Origin of the sequence: Streptomyces arenae, from assembly GCF_022343545.1 — a bacterium.
GTDB lineage: Bacteria > Actinomycetota > Actinomycetes > Streptomycetales > Streptomycetaceae > Streptomyces > Streptomyces humi.
In genome coordinates, this window is sequence record NZ_JAKQYH010000038.1 from 1 (window position 1) to 16,031 (window position 16,031).

16 protein-coding genes are annotated in these 16,031 nt (G+C 72.9%); 4 read left to right on the forward strand and 12 right to left on the reverse strand.

All coding sequences use genetic code 11. The features are described from left to right. From MB828_RS15755 to MB828_RS15775, 5 genes are all read right to left on the reverse strand, one after another. Positions 1–1,052, reverse strand: a 1,052-nt coding sequence (locus MB828_RS15755) for a serine/threonine-protein kinase (RefSeq protein ID WP_301648711.1), incomplete at its 3' end; no start/stop codon positions are given. A gap of 109 nt (positions 1,053–1,161) precedes the next feature. After that, the gene (locus tag MB828_RS15760; protein ID WP_301648712.1) at positions 1,162–2,007 is read right to left on the reverse strand and encodes an oxygenase MpaB family protein; all 846 of its coding nucleotides are present in this window, start codon (positions 2,005–2,007) and stop codon (positions 1,162–1,164) included. A 9-nt stretch (positions 2,008–2,016) separates the two neighbouring features. Next, entirely contained in the window at positions 2,017–3,195 is a 1,179-nt protein-coding gene (locus MB828_RS15765; protein WP_301648713.1) for an acyl-CoA dehydrogenase family protein, read from the reverse strand. Positions 3,196–3,321: 126 nt separating this feature from the next. Continuing rightward, entirely contained in the window at positions 3,322–3,846 is a 525-nt protein-coding gene (locus tag MB828_RS15770; protein WP_133025141.1) for a cupin domain-containing protein, read from the reverse strand. Between the two features lie 143 nt (positions 3,847–3,989). After that, the gene (locus MB828_RS15775) at positions 3,990–4,364 is read right to left on the reverse strand and encodes a four-helix bundle copper-binding protein (protein WP_301648714.1); all 375 of its coding nucleotides are present in this window, start codon (positions 4,362–4,364) and stop codon (positions 3,990–3,992) included. Between the two features lie 173 nt (positions 4,365–4,537). On the opposite strand from MB828_RS15775, the gene MB828_RS15780 reads away from it, so the two are divergent. Continuing rightward, positions 4,538–4,906, forward strand: a complete 369-nt coding sequence (locus tag MB828_RS15780; protein WP_301648715.1) for a DUF6479 family protein — start codon at positions 4,538–4,540, stop codon at positions 4,904–4,906. A gap of 16 nt (positions 4,907–4,922) precedes the next feature. Here MB828_RS15780 and MB828_RS15785 read toward each other — a convergent pair whose 3' ends face one another. Both MB828_RS15785 and MB828_RS15790 read right to left on the reverse strand, forming a co-directional pair. Then, the gene (locus MB828_RS15785) at positions 4,923–5,378 is read right to left on the reverse strand and encodes an RpiB/LacA/LacB family sugar-phosphate isomerase (protein ID WP_301648716.1); all 456 of its coding nucleotides are present in this window, start codon (positions 5,376–5,378) and stop codon (positions 4,923–4,925) included. A 9-nt stretch (positions 5,379–5,387) separates the two neighbouring features. Continuing rightward, a complete protein-coding gene (locus MB828_RS15790; protein WP_301648717.1) occupies positions 5,388–6,296 on the reverse strand; it encodes an NAD(P)-dependent oxidoreductase in 909 nt (302 codons plus the stop codon). A 283-nt stretch (positions 6,297–6,579) separates the two neighbouring features. Between MB828_RS15790 and MB828_RS15795 the strand changes: the two genes are divergently transcribed. Further along, positions 6,580–7,386 carry a class I SAM-dependent methyltransferase gene (locus MB828_RS15795; RefSeq protein WP_301648718.1) on the forward strand — a complete coding sequence of 269 codons (807 nt, stop codon included), beginning with the start codon at positions 6,580–6,582 and terminating at the stop codon, positions 7,384–7,386. 222 nt (positions 7,387–7,608) lie between these two features. Beyond that, positions 7,609–8,418 carry an SCO2400 family protein gene (locus tag MB828_RS15800; protein ID WP_301648719.1) on the forward strand — a complete coding sequence of 270 codons (810 nt, stop codon included), beginning with the start codon at positions 7,609–7,611 and terminating at the stop codon, positions 8,416–8,418. Positions 8,419–8,437: 19 nt separating this feature from the next. Here the strand turns inward: MB828_RS15800 and MB828_RS15805 are convergent, their stop codons facing one another. Continuing rightward, positions 8,438–10,408: a hypothetical protein gene (locus MB828_RS15805; RefSeq protein ID WP_301648720.1), complete on the reverse strand. Its 1,971-nt coding sequence runs from the start codon at positions 10,406–10,408 to the stop codon at positions 8,438–8,440. 267 nt (positions 10,409–10,675) lie between these two features. On the opposite strand from MB828_RS15805, the gene MB828_RS15810 reads away from it, so the two are divergent. Next, the gene (locus MB828_RS15810; protein WP_301648721.1) at positions 10,676–11,674 is read left to right on the forward strand and encodes a LacI family DNA-binding transcriptional regulator; all 999 of its coding nucleotides are present in this window, start codon (positions 10,676–10,678) and stop codon (positions 11,672–11,674) included. 33 nt (positions 11,675–11,707) lie between these two features. Here MB828_RS15810 and MB828_RS15815 read toward each other — a convergent pair whose 3' ends face one another. The 4 genes from MB828_RS15815 to MB828_RS15830 form a co-directional block, all read right to left on the reverse strand. Then, positions 11,708–12,790 carry a hypothetical protein gene (locus MB828_RS15815; RefSeq protein ID WP_301648722.1) on the reverse strand — a complete coding sequence of 361 codons (1,083 nt, stop codon included), beginning with the start codon at positions 12,788–12,790 and terminating at the stop codon, positions 11,708–11,710. 47 nt (positions 12,791–12,837) lie between these two features. Then, complete coding sequence (locus tag MB828_RS15820; protein ID WP_301648723.1) at positions 12,838–14,067, reverse strand: SPFH domain-containing protein; 1,230 nt, start codon at positions 14,065–14,067, stop codon at positions 12,838–12,840. Between the two features lie 54 nt (positions 14,068–14,121). After that, positions 14,122–14,694, reverse strand: coding sequence for a GNAT family N-acetyltransferase (locus tag MB828_RS15825; protein WP_301648724.1), 573 nt, complete (start codon positions 14,692–14,694; stop codon positions 14,122–14,124). 144 nt (positions 14,695–14,838) lie between these two features. Further along, positions 14,839–15,906, reverse strand: coding sequence for a phosphotransferase (locus MB828_RS15830; protein WP_301648725.1), 1,068 nt, complete (start codon positions 15,904–15,906; stop codon positions 14,839–14,841). Positions 15,907–16,031 lie beyond the last annotated feature (125 nt).

Sequence of the window (16,031 nt, forward strand, 5' to 3'; positions counted from 1 at the left end):
GTGGGGGCGGCCGGGCGGGCGGTCCACTCGCCGGTGAGTCCGGCGCCGGGGTCGGGCGGGGTGCTGCTCAGGGTGGTGCCGGCCGCCTTGTGCCCGGTGGTCATCCCGCGTGTCCAGGACGGCAGCCGGGTCTCCCGGGGAGCCGGTCCGTGGGGCCGGAGCCGGGGCTGCGCGGTGACGACGGTGGGGACGTAGGTGGGGGTGGCCCGCCCGGAGGTGATCCGGCGGCCCAGCTCCCGGGCGTCGTACGGCCGTTGCTCCGGGCGTTTGGCGAGCAGGTCGAGGACGACCTGCTCGAACCAGCCGGGCAGTTCGGGGCGGTGGGCGCGCGGCGGGGTGGGCCGGGTGTCGCGGTGGCCGATCAGGATCGCCCAGGCGTCGTCGAGGTCGAACGGCGGTGCCCCGGTGGCGATCTCGTACAGCACACAGCCCAGCGAGTACAGGTCGCTGCGCGGATCGACCTCGGTGCCGCCGATCTGTTCCGGTGACATGTAGTGCGGGGTGCCCATGGCGATGCCGGTGCCGGTCAGCCGGGAGGTGAAGCCGATGTCGTGGCCGAGCCGGGCGATGCCGAAGTCGCAGAGCTTCACGGTGCCGTCGGTCAGCCGCATGATGTTGGCGGGTTTGAGGTCCCGGTGCACGATGCCCTGCTGGTGGGTGTAGGCGAGGGCGGCGGCGACCTGTTCGGCGATGTCCACGACGTCGCCGACGGGCAGCGGATGGTGCTTGTTGTCCTCCAGCAGCCGGCTGAGGTCGCGGCCGTCGAGGAGTTCCATCACCAGGTAGAGGACGCCGTCGGACTCGCCGAAGTCGTGGACGACGGTGACGCCGCGGTGCGAGAGCGCGGCGGCCACTCTCGCCTCGCGGCGGAACCGCTCGCGCAGTACGCGGGTGAAGGCCTGGTCGTGGTGCGGGCCGAGCGGTTTGAGGCACTTCACGGCGACCAGCCGGCCGAGGGACTCGTCGCGGGCTCGCCACACCTCGCCCATCCCGCCCCGCCCGATCAGGTCGAGCAGCCGGTACCTCTCCTGGACCAGCCCGCCGTCAGCCATCGCGCGCCGTCGCCCCCCGTCGCCTCCAGCTCCGCCCGTTCCCGGCCGTAACGGTGCGACCGCGCCGAACCGGCCGAATCCGGGCCCCCTGGTCGACCAGTATGGCGGGCTAACGCCCGACTTTGTACGGTGCCGGGCGCGCGGCCGGGCCGAGCCTCGCCATGGCCCGCAGAATGTGTTTGGGCGGGAGTTGCCAGCGCAGACGTGCGGGAACACAGCGCAGCACGGTGCCGGTGGCACGCAGTCGCCGGGTGACGACGGCGGGTTCGGGGGCCGGAGTGCCGTACAACTCGTGGGCGTACGGCGGCAGGGCGGCGTACGCCAGGTGCGCCACGCGCCGCCACAGCACCTCGCGCGCCGGGATCAGGAGGGGGTGCGTCGGCGGCCGGAGCAGGAAGTCGTACACCTCGTGTGCGTCGGCCCCGGCGGCGAGCCGCGGACGGGACTTCTCGAAGTAGGCGGCCAGTTCCTCCCCGTCGGCGGGTACGGCGGCGGGGTCCAGGCCCACCAGGCGGGCGCTGGCCCGGTGTTCGGCGAGGTAGCGGTCGGCCTGGGCGTCGGTGAGCGGGAAGCCGGAGCGGCGGACGACGTGCAGGTACGAGTCGATCTCCGCGCAGTGCACCCACAGCAGCAGGTCGGGGTCGTCCACGCCGTACCGCTCGCCGGTCTCCGGGTCGGTCGCGCCGAGCATGCTGTGGATCTTCCGGACCCGGGCCCCGGCCCGCTCGGCGGCCTCGGCGGTGCCGTACGTCGTCGTGCCGACGAAGTTCGCGGTCCGCATCAGCCGCCCCCAGGCGTCCCGCCGGAAGTCGGAGTTGGCCATGACGCCGCGCACCGCGCGCGGGTGCAGTGCCTGGAGGTAGAGCGCGCGGATGCCGGCGACCCACATCATGGGGTCGCCGTGCAGCTGCCAGGTCACGGAGTCCGGGGTGAACAGCCCGGGGTCGGCGCCCATGCGGGCAGGCTACCGCCGTACCCGGGGCATCCCCAGTCCGATCCAGGAGATGATCTCGCGCTGGATCTCGTTGTTGCCGCCGCCGAAGGTGAAGATGACCGCCGACCGGTAGCCGCGTTCCAGGTCGCCGTGGAGGACCGCGCCGGCCGAACCCTCCTTGAGGGGGCCCGCCGCCCCGGCGATCTCCATCAGCCAGGCGTAGGCGTCGCGGCGGGCCTCGGAGCCGTAGACCTTGACGGCGGAGGCGTCCTGCGGGGTGAGGGTGCCCGCCTGGACGGCGCTGACCATCTGCCAGTTGAGAAGCTTCATGGCGTCGAGGCGGGTGTGGGTCTGCGCGAGGCGGCGGCGCACCCAGGGCAGGTCGACGACCCGGCGGCCGTCGGCGAGCTTGGTCTCCATGGCCCAGCGCTGCACGTCGTGCAGAGCGCGGATCGCCATGGTGCCGTGGGCGGCGAGGGTGACGCGCTCGTGGTTGAGCTGGTTGGTGATCAGCCGCCAGCCCCGGTTCTCCTCGCCGACCCGGCGCGAGACGGGGACGCGGATGTCCTCGTAGTAGCTGGCGGTGGTGTCGTGGGAGGCGAGGGTGTTGATGAGGGTGCAGGAGTAGCCGGGGTCGGTGGTCGGCACCAGCAGCATGGTGATGCCCTTGTGGGGCGGGGCCCCGGGATCGGTGCGGGTGGCGAGCCAGACCCAGTCGGCGGTGTCGCCGTTGGTCGTCCAGATCTTCTGTCCGTTGACCACGTACTCGTCGCCGTCGCGTACGGCCCGGGTCTTCAGGGCCGCCAGGTCGGTGCCCGCGTCGGGCTCGCTGTAGCCGATGGCGAAGTCGATCTCGCCGGAGAGGATGCGGGGCAGGAAGTACGACTTCTGCTCGTCGGTGCCGTACTGCATGATCGTCGGGCCCACGGTGTTGAGTGCCATCAGCGGGAGCGGGACGCCCGCCTGGGCGGCCTCGTCGAAGAAGATGAACTGTTCCATCGCGGTCAGGCCGCGTCCGCCGTACTCCTCCGGCCAGCCCACGCCGAGCCAGCCGTCCGTGCCGAGCCGCCGCACGGTCTCCCGGTAGAAGCGTTTCTGCGCGGCCGGATCGGCGTAGCGGGCGTAGGCGTTGTCCGGCACCAGGCCGGCGAAGTAGGCGCGCAGTTCGGTGCGCAGCCGCTGCTGCTCGGGCGTGTGGTCGAGGTGCACGGCGCCTCCAGGCTCCCCACGGGCGGTCCTGACGGCGCACACCGTAGAACGTGTTCCAGAAATTGGGAATGGCGGTGCGGGGGTGCGGGTGCGCGAGCCGGACCACGCCCGGCGCGGTGAGCCGGCTCAGGCCTCGCCGGCGGCCAGCGGGCTGCCGAGCAGGGAGCCGAGCACCTCGGTGCCGAGGAGCTTCAGCAGCGGCTCCGTGAAGACGCCGTCCACGAGGACGAACACCATCCGGGCCGCCGCGTCCGTGCGGTTCTCCCAGCGGTGGTCGGTGCCGCGCTGGATCACCACGTCGCCCGCGCGCAGCACCCGCTCGGAGTCGTCGAGGACGAGGACGACCTCGCCGTCCAGGACGATGCCGTAGTCCACGGTCTGGGTGCGGTGCGTCGGGGAGACGCAGCCCGGCGGGAACTCGTTGACGCGGATCTTGGTACCGCCGGGGGCCGGCGGCACGGTCAGGTCGCGCTCCGTGGGCTCGGGCTCGTCCGCCGCGAGGGGCGCCGGCACGGAGCCGGTGTTCCACATCTCGTAGAAGGCGGCGCCGTCGGGGGCGGTACGGACGACCGGCGGCTCACCGTCGGAGAGGAACACGGAGGTACCCGTCCCGTCGTGACCGGTGACGATCCGGCGCGGCGGCTGGCTCATGGGGCGCTCCTTCGCTGGGACGCTGGGCGGGGCGGCACCCGTGTCACGCTAGGCAGCCCGGCGGCACGGCGGAAACGCGCGTTCGCGATGCCAGCCATCGGCCGCCGCGCTCCACCGGTCAGCGCAGCACCGCGCGCCACCGGTCAGCGCAGCGCCACCATGAACTCCGTGCAGGCAGCGGCGCACGCCCGGCAGGCGTCCGCGCTCTTCTCGGCGCCGGGCTGGGTGTCGAAGGCCTGGGCGGACTCGAGGCAGACCGCCCGGCACCATTCCAGCTGGACCCGCAGGCCGGTCTCGTCCCGGCCGGTCTCCTCGGTGAGCGCCCGGCAGGTCGCGTCGCACACCTCGGCGCACATGATGCCCTTGCGGCGCACCTGTTCCACCAGGGCGGTACCGCCCGGGTCGAGGACACCCGCACGCAGTGCGCACGCCCGGGCGCATTCCGTGCAGGCCTGTGCGCAGGCGAACCTGTCTTCCAGGAACCGGTACAGCTCCTGCTGGGAAGTCTGCTGTGTCACCCGGTTCGGGTAGCCGGGCGCGGGGTACGGCAAACCCCTTGGCGGGCAGGGCTTCCGGCCAGCCCACGGCGCCCCGGGGGCGGCCCACGGACGTCCGGAACGTCGCCGTCCGTGCGCGATCAGCCACCGATTGCGTCCGGTTCGTCCCATTCTGGCCTGGGTATCCCCTTGCTATGAGTACGGTATCGATGGAGCAGCTGGCCGCTCCCAGCGGCCTGATGAGTCTCGCGCTCTTCCTGGTGGCCGTGGCCGTGCTGGCGATGCTGGCCGGGGGCTTCTGGCTGGGCAACCGGGTCAAGTACCGCGAGTCGGACCGGCCGCGCCCGGAGGAACAGCCCAAGCTGCCACCGGAGGGCGCGGTGCACGAGATCCTACAGAACCGGGAGTCGGAGGAGATTCCCGTGATGCCCGAGGGCGGTCGTCCGCTCACCCCGTACGAACTCGGCAACCAGCAGACCAGACCGAGCACGTCCAAGGACCGGCCGCGCTGGAGCAAGGGCTCCAGCGGCTCGTTCGGCGGCGGCGGGCTCGGCGCCCACTGACCCGGCCCGCTGCCCGCTAGGCGGTCCCCCGGCCCGCGTCGAGACGTCCGACGTGGGCCACGTTCCCGAGATCCTCGGCGTCCTGGCTCGGCGTGGCCGAGAACCAGGCGTCGAGGATCTCCTTGAGCACCGGCTGCGAGGTCAGCCGCAGGCTCAGGGCGAGGACGTTGGCGTCGTTCCAGCGCCGGGCGCCGTCGGCCGTGACGGCGTCGGCGCACAGGGCCGCGCGCACGCCGGGGACCTTGTTCGCGGCGATCGAGGCACCGGTGCCGGTCCAGCAGCAGACGACGGCCTGGTCCGCGGCCGCCGCGGCGACGTCCCGGGCGGCGGCCTCGGAGCAGACCGCCCATCGCGGGTCGGCGCCGGGCTCCAGCGCGCCGTACGTGCGCACGTCGTGGCCACGGCGCCGCAATTCCTCGACGAGGAGGCGGGCGACGGGTTCGTCCATGTCGGAGGAGACGGAGATCCGCATGGCGGGAGCCTAGTCGGTGGCGTCCGTGCGGGCCTCGATGGCGGTGAGGACCGAGGACATGTCGAGGCGGCCGTTGCCCAGCCGTACGCTCTCGCCGTACAGGTCGCCGCTCAGGTCGAGCAGCGGTGTGGCGAGCCCGGCCGCGCGGGCCGCCGCGGCGATGAGCCGGGTGCTGGCGTAGGCGTCGGAGGTGGCCGCCTGCACGGTGAAGTCGTGGGCGGCGAGCATCGGAACCTTGACCCGGGTCACCCCGCTGCCCAGCTGGCCGGAGTCGACCACGGCCCGGAAGGTCTCCAGGTCCAGGCCCTGCCGCTGGGCGAAGTGCACGGACTCGGCCAGCGCCGCGATCGTCGTGGTCAGGTACAGGTTGACGGCCAGCTTCATCAGCACTCCGGACCCGGCCGGACCGCAGTGCACGGTCTCCCGGCACATCGGCGCGAGCAGCGGCCGTACCTCCGCCACCGTGTCGGGGTCGCCGCCGAGCATCGCGACCAGTTCGCCGGCCTCGGCCGGCCTGCGCGAGCCGGACACCGGCGCCTCCACGAACCGGCCGCCCGCGGCCCGGACGTCGGCGGCGAGGCCACGGGCGTACTCCGGGGACGTCGATCCCGTCGACACGACGAGCCGGCCGGCGACCAGTTTCCCGAACCCCGGTCCGCCCCGGTCCAGGACGGTGTCCGTCACCGCCTCGTCGAGGAGCATCACGATCACGACGCGGGCGCGGGCGAAGACCTCCGCGGCGCTCGCCGCGACCTGGGCCCCGGCCGCCCGCAGCGGCTCGGCCCGCCCGGGCGTCCGGTTCCACACGACGAGCGGGGTGCCGGCGCGGGCGAGGTTCAGTGCCATGGGCTGCCCCATCACACCGAGTCCGACGAAGCCGTACAGCGGGCCGTCCGGACCGCCGGAGGTGTGCGTCATCGTCGTAACTCCTGCTCGTCTTACGGAGGATGAGGACCATCGGCACTGTACGGCGCGAGGGCGTCCCCACGGCTCCCGGGTGAGGTCGGGCGCCGCCTCCGCGAGGGGCCGTTGCCCCGATCGGCTCAGGCGCGGCGCGCCTCAGCCGGGTGGGAGGCGGCCGGTGCAGGATCCAGGGGACGGGCCCGGCCCGGCACCGCCCCACCGAGTGAAGAGGTCCGGTCATGAGACGCTTCGACGCCCCGCCCCTCCCCCTCCGCCACGGCGTCGCGTCGGCGGCGGCGTGACCGGCGCACCGGACGGCCGCTACGGCGAGGCCGTCTTCCGGCCCGAGCGGGCCGGTGAGGGTGAGCGGATCGACCTCGGCGCGCTCGCCTACGACGACATCACCATGGCGCGGCTGCGGGAGCTCGGGGCCGGCCCGGGCTGGCACTGCCTCGACGTGGGCGCAGGCACCGGCGCGGTCCCCCGTCGGCTGCTGGACGAGGCCGGGGTGGACAGCGTGCTCGCCGTGGACCGAGACGTACGGTTCCTCGCCCGGCGGCCCGGCCTCGACGTGCTGGAGACCGACATCACCGCCCCGCACGCCGTCCGTGGCCGGTTCCGGCTCGTGCACGCGCGGTTCGTGCTGATGCACCTGCCCGAGCACGAACGGCTGGTCGAGACGCTGGCCGGACTCGTCGAGCCCGGCGGGGTACTGGTGCTCAGCGACGCCGTCGACCTGACGACCGACCGCACGCCGGGCACCCCGTACGCGGCCGCGATGCGGGCGATGTGGCAGGGGCTGCGGGCGACCATCGGCACCGACGTCTCCTGGGTGCCGTCGTACCCGCGACTGCTGCGCGAGGCCGGGCTGGTGCCGGTCGCCGCCGAACTGCATGTGCCGCCGCTGCTGCCGGGCAGTCCCCTGAGCCGTTTCTGGGCGGACACCTGGGAGCGGAGCCGGGCGGCCATGGTCGCCACCGGCCTGCTCGACGACGCGGCCGTGGACGCGGCGATCGGCTACCTGGCCTCCGACGAGTGCGCCGCGCTGTCCGCGGGCATGCTGACCGCCTGGGGCTGGAAACCACCGGCGGAGACCGCGCACTGACCACCGCGGGACGCGGCCCGTGGGACGTACGCGTGCTGGTCGGCGGCGGTCAGGAGTGACGTGTGCGCGAGGTCCGGACGGCATCTGCGCAGAAGCACCACACAGGCTGCACACTGCCTGTCCAAAGGCTCGCTAGCGTTCTGGCCGTTCGATCCCACGTGCGAACGAGACCAGGCCACGGCCCGTCGGGCCGTCGGCGCAGTCGAGTCAGGAAGACCGCGGATGGACTACTGCACCACGTGCCGTCGGCACCTCAACGGCGCCCTGGTGTGCCCCGGATGCGGCGCCTACGCCCCGGACATCGCTCCCCGCGGTGACGCGGCGGCTCCCGTGACGGCCGGGACGGTGGCCTGGCAGGCACCCGCACCCGACACCTGGCACGACGGCCCGGACACGTACTCCCAGGACAGCGCCGAGGACAGCGCCGAGAGCCCGGACGAGGACCCGGGCGCCGCTCCGGTCGCGCCGCTCGGCCGGGCGGCGCGGCGCCGGCAGCGCGTCCGCTGGAAGAAGAACCAGCGCCGGGCCGTCGTCGCCACCGCGGTCGCCCTGGTCGGCGGCGGTCTCACCGTCGCCTCCATGGACCGGCACTCCGGGGACCGGGCGCAGGCGGCCGCCGCCCCGGACACCGCGCCCATGGGAGTGGTGGGCGGGCAGGCCACGGAGCCCACCCCGGCGGCGTCGGCGCCGACCGGCCGGCACCGGGCCCCCGACGCCACGCCCGCCGCCCGCCCGGTCACGTCGAACGCCCCGCACGAGCAGAGTGCGGGCGTGCCGAAGGCCACGCCGGCACACCGCGCGGCCGCCGCCACGCCGGAACCCGTGGCGACGGCGGCCGCGCAGGCGCAGTCCGGCACGACGGCCGGTACGTCGACCGGGTCCGGCGCCTCGGCCGCACCGGCGCAGCCGGCCGCCGCACCGACACCCACCGCGACCGCCGCCGGCGGCGGTGCACCGGCGTCGACGGCGAGCCCGGAGCCCACCGCGACCTCGCCCGCGCACCTCTGCCTGCTCGTCCTCTGCATCGACTGACCGCGGACCGCGGGCCGGATCAGTCGCCGACCTGGACCACCGCGGTCGCCCCGGCCCGGACCGTCGGTGTGGCGTACGTGTACGTCACGCCGTCGACCTTTTTGGTGCGCGCCCGCTGCCGCACGCCGTCGACCGTGATCCACTTGTGCGAGCCGCGGAACCGGGCCTCCCAACTGTAGGAGTCGTGCCGGGCGTTGTTCGTCAGCGTGGTCCTGGTGGCGCCGTCGTGCCGGACGGTGATCGTGTCCTTGCCGACGGGGACGTCCGCGACGCGGAGCCACTTCATGCCCGACGGCAGCCGCGACTCGGTGGTCACCTGGTGCGCGGCCGCGTTCGGCGTGATGCCCATCAGGCCCTCGACGGTCTGGCTGACCAGGGTGAACGACACCTCGGGGTAGTCACCGTCCGGGCCCTGGCTGGAGTTGACGTGCTGGGTGTTCCGCTCGCCGTAGATCTTCCGCATCCACCACCAGGCGGTGTCGGGGCGGTCGTTCCTGAAGAACATGTCCGGCAGGTAGGTCGTCGACTCGATGTTGGGTGACCCGTCCGGTCCGAGTTCCTGGGCCTGGATGTAGTCGAGGTAGGCGTCGTTGCGCAGGCCGGGGTCGATGATCTGCTTCATCGGCATGAAGACGCTGTTCTCCTTGCCCCAGCCGGTGACCGGGGTACCGGAGGTGGTGTAGGCGCGGACCATGCCGGCGCCGCTGCCGGTGCCGCTCCAGGTGTCGTTGAAGTACGTCTTCAGGTCGGCGGCTCTGCGGTCGTACTTCCTCGCCAGCGCGGTGTCGCCCTTGCCGCGGGCGAGCACGGCCATCGCCAGGTACGCCTGGTACTCGGAGGCGATGCCGTCCCCGGCCTCGGCGAGACCGTCGCCGTCCTGCTCGTTGTAGCTGGCGGCGCCCGAGAAGATGCCTTGGCCGGTGCCCTCGGCGACCTTGACCCGGCCGTTGGGGACGGCGCTGTCGTGCAGGTCGATGAACTGCTCGGTGGCGTGCCGGTAGAAGTTCCACAGCACCGGGTCGTCGACGTAGCGGCGGTCGCCGGTCCACAGGTAGGCCTGCGCCGCCTTCTCCACGAGTTCGAAGACCGCCGGGACCTCGCGCACGAAGTCGTCGGGGTTCTTGTAGTCGATGCTCAGGTACGTCTCGGCGTCGAAGTTGAGGGACCAGACCGGGAAGTACTTGTGCTCCGCGGTGGCCGAAGCGGCGTACGAGGTGAGCATCGTCCTGTTCTCGGTGCCGAGGCCGAGGATGGCGGCGCCGTCGAGCTGGTGGGTCATGTCCCGGGAGTAGTAGGCGCTGCGGTTGGCGTATCCGGCCCAGTAGGTGGGGCCGTACGTCGCGGTGCCGGTACCGCTGGTGTGGTACTCGTCGGCGTTGACCGGGCCTACCGTGCCGGGCAGTTGGACCCAGCTGTTGGCCTTCCGCCTGGCCCAGTCGAACATCTCGACGATCTCGGGGTCGGACGAGGAGACCTGCGGGTCGGCGGGGGCGGCCGGGGAGATCATCAGGTCGTCGGCGTTGACCCAGGCGGTGCCGGAGCCGAAGGCGATCTCCAGCCGGTCGCCCGCCTTCAGGGCGACGCGGCTGATGGTGTAGCGGGCGTAGGTGGGGCGTTGGGGCAGTTCGACGGTGCCGACGGTCTCGCCGTTGCGCCGGATCGTGTACGTGCCGCCGGTGCCGGCGCTCGCCACCCAGGCGGAGAAGTCGTAACTGCCGTCGCGGGGCGCGACCAGCACCTGTCTGGCGGTCTTGCCGGCGCCCGCGTCGAGGTAGAGGAAGCGGGAACCGCTGTGGACGTTCCCTTCGCCGACCCCGGTGCCCGGGTCGAAGGTCCAGCCGGTGCCGCCGCTCTCGAACCCCGGGTCGGGCAGGGCGAGTTGGGGGCGGGTGTCGGCGGCGGTGCGGGGCGCCGCGACGGCGGACGTGACGGGGGCGAGCGGGGTCAGCAGGGCAACGGCGGTGAGCAGCACGAGCCTTGAGGGCTTCATCGGATCTCCCGGTCTTCGGTCACGACGGGGCGGGGCGGCCGGGTCGTTGCGGAAAGCTAACAGCGGTGGAAGAAGCCGTTCAATGGTCCTGCACAGGAAAAATGCAAGACTTCTGACGTAGCTGCGAGTCAACATGCTTGATTGGACTGAAAGTTTTCACTCCTGTCTTGCAAGTTGAAGGGTGGGAGGCAAACTTGGTAACCGGATGCAGACAGCGAGGCACCTGAGGGGTCACACCGGTGACACCACGGGGAGGGAGGGAACCGTATGAAGGTCGGTATCACCGAGGTCGCGGTCCGGGCTCAGGTCAGTGAGGCCACGGTCAGCCGGGTCATCAACCGGCGCCAGGGAGTGGCCCGCAAGACCCGCGAGGCGGTCGAACGGGCGATGGCCGACCTGGGCTACGAACGGCAGACCCAGGGCCAGCTCGTCGCCGTCGTCACGGAACTGGTGTCCAACCCGTTCTTCGCCGACGTCTGCGAACGCATCGAGGCCACCCTCGCCCCGCACGGCCTCAAGACGATCCTGTGCCCCTGCTTCCCCGGCGGCGTACAGGAACTGGACTACGTCACCTCCCTCGCCGACCGGGGCGTGGCCGCGGTCGTCTTCCTCTCCGCCAGCAACACGATCGAGGGCGCGGACCCGCAGGCCTACGAACTGCTGCGCTCACGCCGGATCCCGTTCGTCGGCGTCAACGGCCAGTTCGAGGGCGGCTGCGACGCCCCGGTCTTCTCCACCGACGACCTGCTCGCCGCCGAACTGGCCGTCGACCACCTGTACCGGCTCGGCCACCGCCGCATCGGCATGGCCTCGGGCCCCCTCGGCAACCGCCCCGCCGACCGCCGCGTCAGCGGGTTCCTCGCCGCGCTGGCCCGGCGCAGCATCACCGACCCCGAACAGTGGGTGGTCCGCCAGTCGTACACCGTCGAGGGCGGCCAGTCCGCCGCGCTCGCCCTGCTCGCCCGCGGCGCCACGGCCGTCGTCGCCGCCAGCGACTACATGGCCCTGGGCGCGATCCGCGGCGCCCGCCGCCAGGGCCACCACGTCCCCCGCGACGTGTCCGTGGTCGGCTACGACGGCTCCATGATCATGGACTTCGTCGACCCCCCGCTGACCACCGTCCGCCAGCCCGCCGACCGGCTCGCACCCGAGGTCGCCCGCAGCGTCCTCGCCCTCCTCGGCAACCGGGACGTCCCCGCCGGCGAACTCCTCTTCGACCCCGAACTCGTCATCCGCGCGAGCACCGCCCCGCCGAGGAAGGAGTGAGCCGGCCGTACCGACACGGATCCGGTGCGGGCTTCAGTCGCGCAGCATCAGCACGAGCAGGACCGTCAGGGCGATCAGCAGCGCGCCGCCCACCGACGCCAGAGCGATCTTCATCGCGCTGTACGGCCGCTTGCCGATGACCTCCCCGGTGCGGGCGTTGACCATCACCGGCCACGCCTTCCCGGCGTGGAGGTAGGTCAGGAACCAGACGGGCAGCAGCACCAGTTTGAACGTGAGGCCGCTGTAGAGGGTGGACATCGAGTGCACCCGCTGCTCGTCGCCGCCGATGTCCCGCTTGCAGTCGGCGCGGATCACCGGCGCCATCCGCGCCTTCGCCGACTCCAGGCCGGCCTCCGGCTCGACGTCGTACCTGACGGTACGGAAGCCGGCCAGGTACTCCTCCTGGTAGGGGACCGTCTCCTCCAGCGGCCAGGGTGCCAGCTCGTCCAGTTCCGCCTCCGGCACCTGGCTGCTGCCGGGCACCAGTACGTCGTCGAAGAATCGGCCGACCGTTCCGGACGTGTGGTGCCAGCGGGTGTGCCGTACCTGGCGCTTGCGGCCCTCGGTGTCCTCCTCCTCCACCCAGTAGTGCTCGCCGCGTTCGCCGGTGTACCGGGTGGCGGTCTGCGCGTCGTACGTCCAGTGCGGCAGGTAGCTGCCCCGGAAGGTCTCCGCCTCGGTGACCTTCTTCAGTTCGCCGGGCGCGAACCAGCGGGACGCGGTCCACTTCGCCAGCGCGTCACGGGCCTGTGCACGGCCCACCCCGAAGGGCAGTACCGCCTCCGGCACCACTCGCTCGGTACCGGAGGCGTCCGTGACCAGCGGGGTGGCGCAGAACGGGCACCGGTCGCTGAGCGTGTCGCTCTCGGTGACGGCGTGGCAGCCGGGGCAGGCGAACACCTTCACCCCGCCCGGCGCCGCCGCCCTGGGGGGCAGTTCGGCCAGCTCCTCGATCGGGTGCTCGGTCACCTGCCGCGGTATCGGCGTGATGTCTTGCTCGTGCCGACAGTACGGGCAGCGGAGCGCGTACGTTCCGGGCGCGTACTCGCTGACCCCGCCGCACGCCTCGCACTGGAACGCCCGGCCGGGTGCCGGAGCGACCTCCTGATCCGTCAACTCAACTCTCCTTGGGACCTGTTGCCGGGAGTTTCAGGGGGCCGGACTCAGCCCTGCGGGGGCAGCGGCGGGGGGACGTCGGCGAGCAGCGGTGCCAGCTCCGGGACCTGGTCCGCGGGCTGCCAGGCGGCCTGCCCGCTGCGCCAGACCAGCGTGGTACGGGTCAGGTCGCCGGCCGCCACTTGCCCGGCCAGCGCGCTCTCGTCGTACGGGCCCTGCTGCCGGCCGTCCACGGCGAGGAACCAGCGCGGCGCGGCGGGCAGCGGCGGCGGGACGTCGGCGGCAGCGGGGGCGGGGGCGGGCTGCGCCGGGACTGCGGGTGTCGGGGCTGTGGATGCCGGAGCTGCGGGCGCCTGGGGTGCGGGTGTCGGAGCTGCGGGTGCCTGGGGTGCGGGTGTCGGGACTGCGGGTGCCTGGGGTGCGGGAGCCGGCGTGCCGGACGTGCTCTGCACGATCCGCTGGCCCAGCGCCATGCCCACGCCCAGCCCGACCGCGTCACCGCCGGTGCCGGGGTTGGCGGCGGCGGTCTGGATCGCGTCGGCCGCCCGGAGCTTGGCGTAGTCGTCCAGGTCGCCGGCGATCGCCATCCTGGAGCGGGTGTCGATCGCCGCCTCCACCTCCGGCGGGACGCTGATGTTCTCGATGTGGAACCGTGGGACGGCGATGCCGGTGGCGGCCAGCTCCAGGGTCAGCGACTCGGCCAGCTGCCGCCCGATGCCGTCCTGCCGGGCGGCGAGGTCCAGCAGCGGCACACCGGACGCGCCCAGCGCGGAACCCAGCTTGGAGACGATCAGCTGCCGCAGGTGCTCGCCGACCTCCTCGGTGCGGAACTGCGGGTCGGTGCCGACCAGTTCGCGCAGCAGCGCGGCGGCGTCCACCACCTTGGCGGCGAAGGTTCCGAAGGCCCGGACCCGGACCATGCCGAAGTCGGCGTCGCGCAGGATCACCGGGTTCTGGGTGCCCCACTTGAAGTCGGTGAACTGCCGGGTGGTGACGAAGTAGACCTCGGCCTTGAACGGCGACTCGAAACCGTGTTTCCAGCCCTTCAGGGTGGACAGGACCGGCATGTTCTGGGTCGAGAGGGTGTACGTGCCCGGCTGGTAGACGTCCGCGAGCCGGCCCTCGTTGACGAAGACGGCCACCTGCGACTCGCGCACCACGAGCCGGGCGCCCATCTTGATCTCGTTGCCGTGGCGCGGGAAACGCCACACGATGGTGTCCCGGCCGTCGTCGGTCCACTCCACGATGTCGATGAACTCACCGCGGATACGGTCCATCAGCCCCACGACAATCCCCCCACTCCCCCGCGTCACCGCACGACGATCAAGCGATCAGCCGACAGTATGCCCATGACGGTCCGCGGGCCGTGCATCCCGGTCCCCGTTTCCGTCGGCGCGGCCGGAGGAGACCTCGCGCCGCATGCAGAGCAGCTGAGGGCGCTCGTCCCACGAGTCGGTGACGGTGAAGCCGAGCCGTTCGTACAGGGCGACGGCACCGGTCCGCCAGGTCCACACCGACAGCCGCACGCCGCTCACGCCGCTCTCGGCGGCATGCGTCAGCGCGGCACCGATCAGGCGGGACGCGATGCCCCTGCCCCGGAAGCCGGGGTCCGTCCAGAGCCTCTTGATCTCCGGCCAGCCGTCGACGGGCGCGGTCACCACCAGGCATCCCACGGGGGTGTCCCCGCTCAGGGCCGTCAGCACGACGTCGTCGGCGAACGCGGTCCGCGGGTCCGAGATCTCTGCCCGGTAGCGGTCGGGCAGCCCGTCCACGTCGGTGACGGCCGCGCCCTTCTCCGCCTCCGTCCGCAGGTGGTAGGCCGCCAGCAGCTCGGCCAGGCCGTCCTCGGCGGACAGGGTCCGGCCCGGCCGGCGGACGACGCGGACCTCGCGGTGATCAGTCATGCCGCCAGCATCACACGGCGGTGCGGGACGGGGGCCGGCCAGGGGTCAGTGGGAGGCCGGGGCCTGGAGGGTGAGGACGAGTTCCGGTCGCGTGGCGGGGTCGTACAGCCGGCGCAGCAGCCCCTGGGTGCCGGTGTGGCCTGTTCACAGCAGCCGGGCGGCGTCCCAGTCGTCGACGGCCGTCAGGCAGCGTTCGAGGATCGGCAGGGCGGCGGGCCACCGCCGGCCCTCGGTGGTGACGGCCATGACGTGCAGCGCCACCGGAGTGGTGAGGTTCCACAGCAGCGCGGCCCGCAGGTCCCCCACACAGGCGTCGAACCCGTACCCCGTCACTCCGTGCGCGGCCAGGCACGCCAGGTACTCCGTCAGGAGGTCCCGCTCGGCCGCCCTGCGCACCTCGGTGGTCAGGCTGGTGGCCAGGAAGCGGGCGACGTCCAGGAGACCGGTCGCGCGCTGCACGAACTGGAAGTCGACGAGCCGGGCCGGGCCGTCGGCGCGCTCCCCGGCGAAGGACACGTTCTGGCTGTGGAAATCGCCGTGCACGAGGGTGACCGGGCCCGCGGTCAGCGCGGCGGCGATCCTCTCGTACCGCGCGGCGAGCCGTGGCACGACCGGTTCCAGCACGGCGGGCCAGTCGCCGTGGTGGGCGTGGAGCCAGCCGCGGCAGAACTCGCCCACGAGCGACTCGCCAGGGGGCCGCACCCACGCGGCGGAGCCGGGCAGCTCGCGACCCCACCAGCGGGCGTGTACCGGGGCGACGGCGCGCAGTGCGCGGGACGCCTGGTCGGGGGTGCAGCCGTCGAACTGCCGGACGAACCCCGCGTCGCCCAGGTCTTCCAGCAGCAGGCAGACGGATCCGTCGCCGCCTCCGGCGCAGTAGTAGACCTCCGCGGTCCGCGCGTCCGGGACGAGCAGCTCGCGCTGGAGGTAGAGCCGTGCCTCCAGGGCGCCGAAGGCACGGCTCTCGGCGAACTCGGCGGAGGGCAGCTTCGCCATCACCGACCGGGGACCCTGGGCCTCCGGGTCGGCGTACTCCACGCGCAGTCTGCTCACGCTGCCGACCATCCCGGCCTGCCGCCCGCCGACGACGGTGACCGAGGCGACCTGTCCGGTCGCCTCGCGCCCGCCGCGGCGCAGTGCCCGGGTCAGGAAGTCCGGTGTGATGTCCTGCGGTGCGGCGGGGACGCCCCACGGGCCAAGGGGATCCGGCAAGTCGGCACACCTTCGTGTTCGGTCGCGGTTTCCGGGACGTGTGTCGGGAGGTGTTTACGGGACGTGTCTCGGGAGGTGTTTACGGGGGGTGTTTCCGGAGGCGTCCTCCGGGACTCGCTTCCGGG

Excerpts from the sequence above, each read along its gene's own strand:
- MB828_RS15760 (WP_301648712.1), bottom strand. The coding sequence starts at position 2,007 with ATGGGCGCCGACCCCGGGCTGTTCACCCCGGACTCCGTGACCTGGCAG.
- MB828_RS15770 (WP_133025141.1), bottom strand. The coding sequence starts at position 3,846 with ATGAGCCAGCCGCCGCGCCGGATCGTCACCGGTCACGACGGGACGGGT.
- MB828_RS15780 (WP_301648715.1), top strand. The coding sequence starts at position 4,538 with ATGAGTACGGTATCGATGGAGCAGCTGGCCGCTCCCAGCGGCCTGATG.
- MB828_RS15785 (WP_301648716.1), bottom strand. The coding sequence starts at position 5,378 with ATGCGGATCTCCGTCTCCTCCGACATGGACGAACCCGTCGCCCGCCTC.
- MB828_RS15790 (WP_301648717.1), bottom strand. The coding sequence starts at position 6,296 with ATGACGCACACCTCCGGCGGTCCGGACGGCCCGCTGTACGGCTTCGTC.
- MB828_RS15800 (WP_301648719.1), top strand. The coding sequence starts at position 7,609 with ATGGACTACTGCACCACGTGCCGTCGGCACCTCAACGGCGCCCTGGTG.
- MB828_RS15805 (WP_301648720.1), bottom strand. The coding sequence starts at position 10,408 with ATGAAGCCCTCAAGGCTCGTGCTGCTCACCGCCGTTGCCCTGCTGACC.
- MB828_RS15810 (WP_301648721.1), top strand. The coding sequence starts at position 10,676 with ATGAAGGTCGGTATCACCGAGGTCGCGGTCCGGGCTCAGGTCAGTGAG.
- MB828_RS15820 (WP_301648723.1), bottom strand. The coding sequence starts at position 14,067 with ATGGACCGTATCCGCGGTGAGTTCATCGACATCGTGGAGTGGACCGAC.
- MB828_RS15825 (WP_301648724.1), bottom strand. The coding sequence starts at position 14,694 with ATGACTGATCACCGCGAGGTCCGCGTCGTCCGCCGGCCGGGCCGGACC.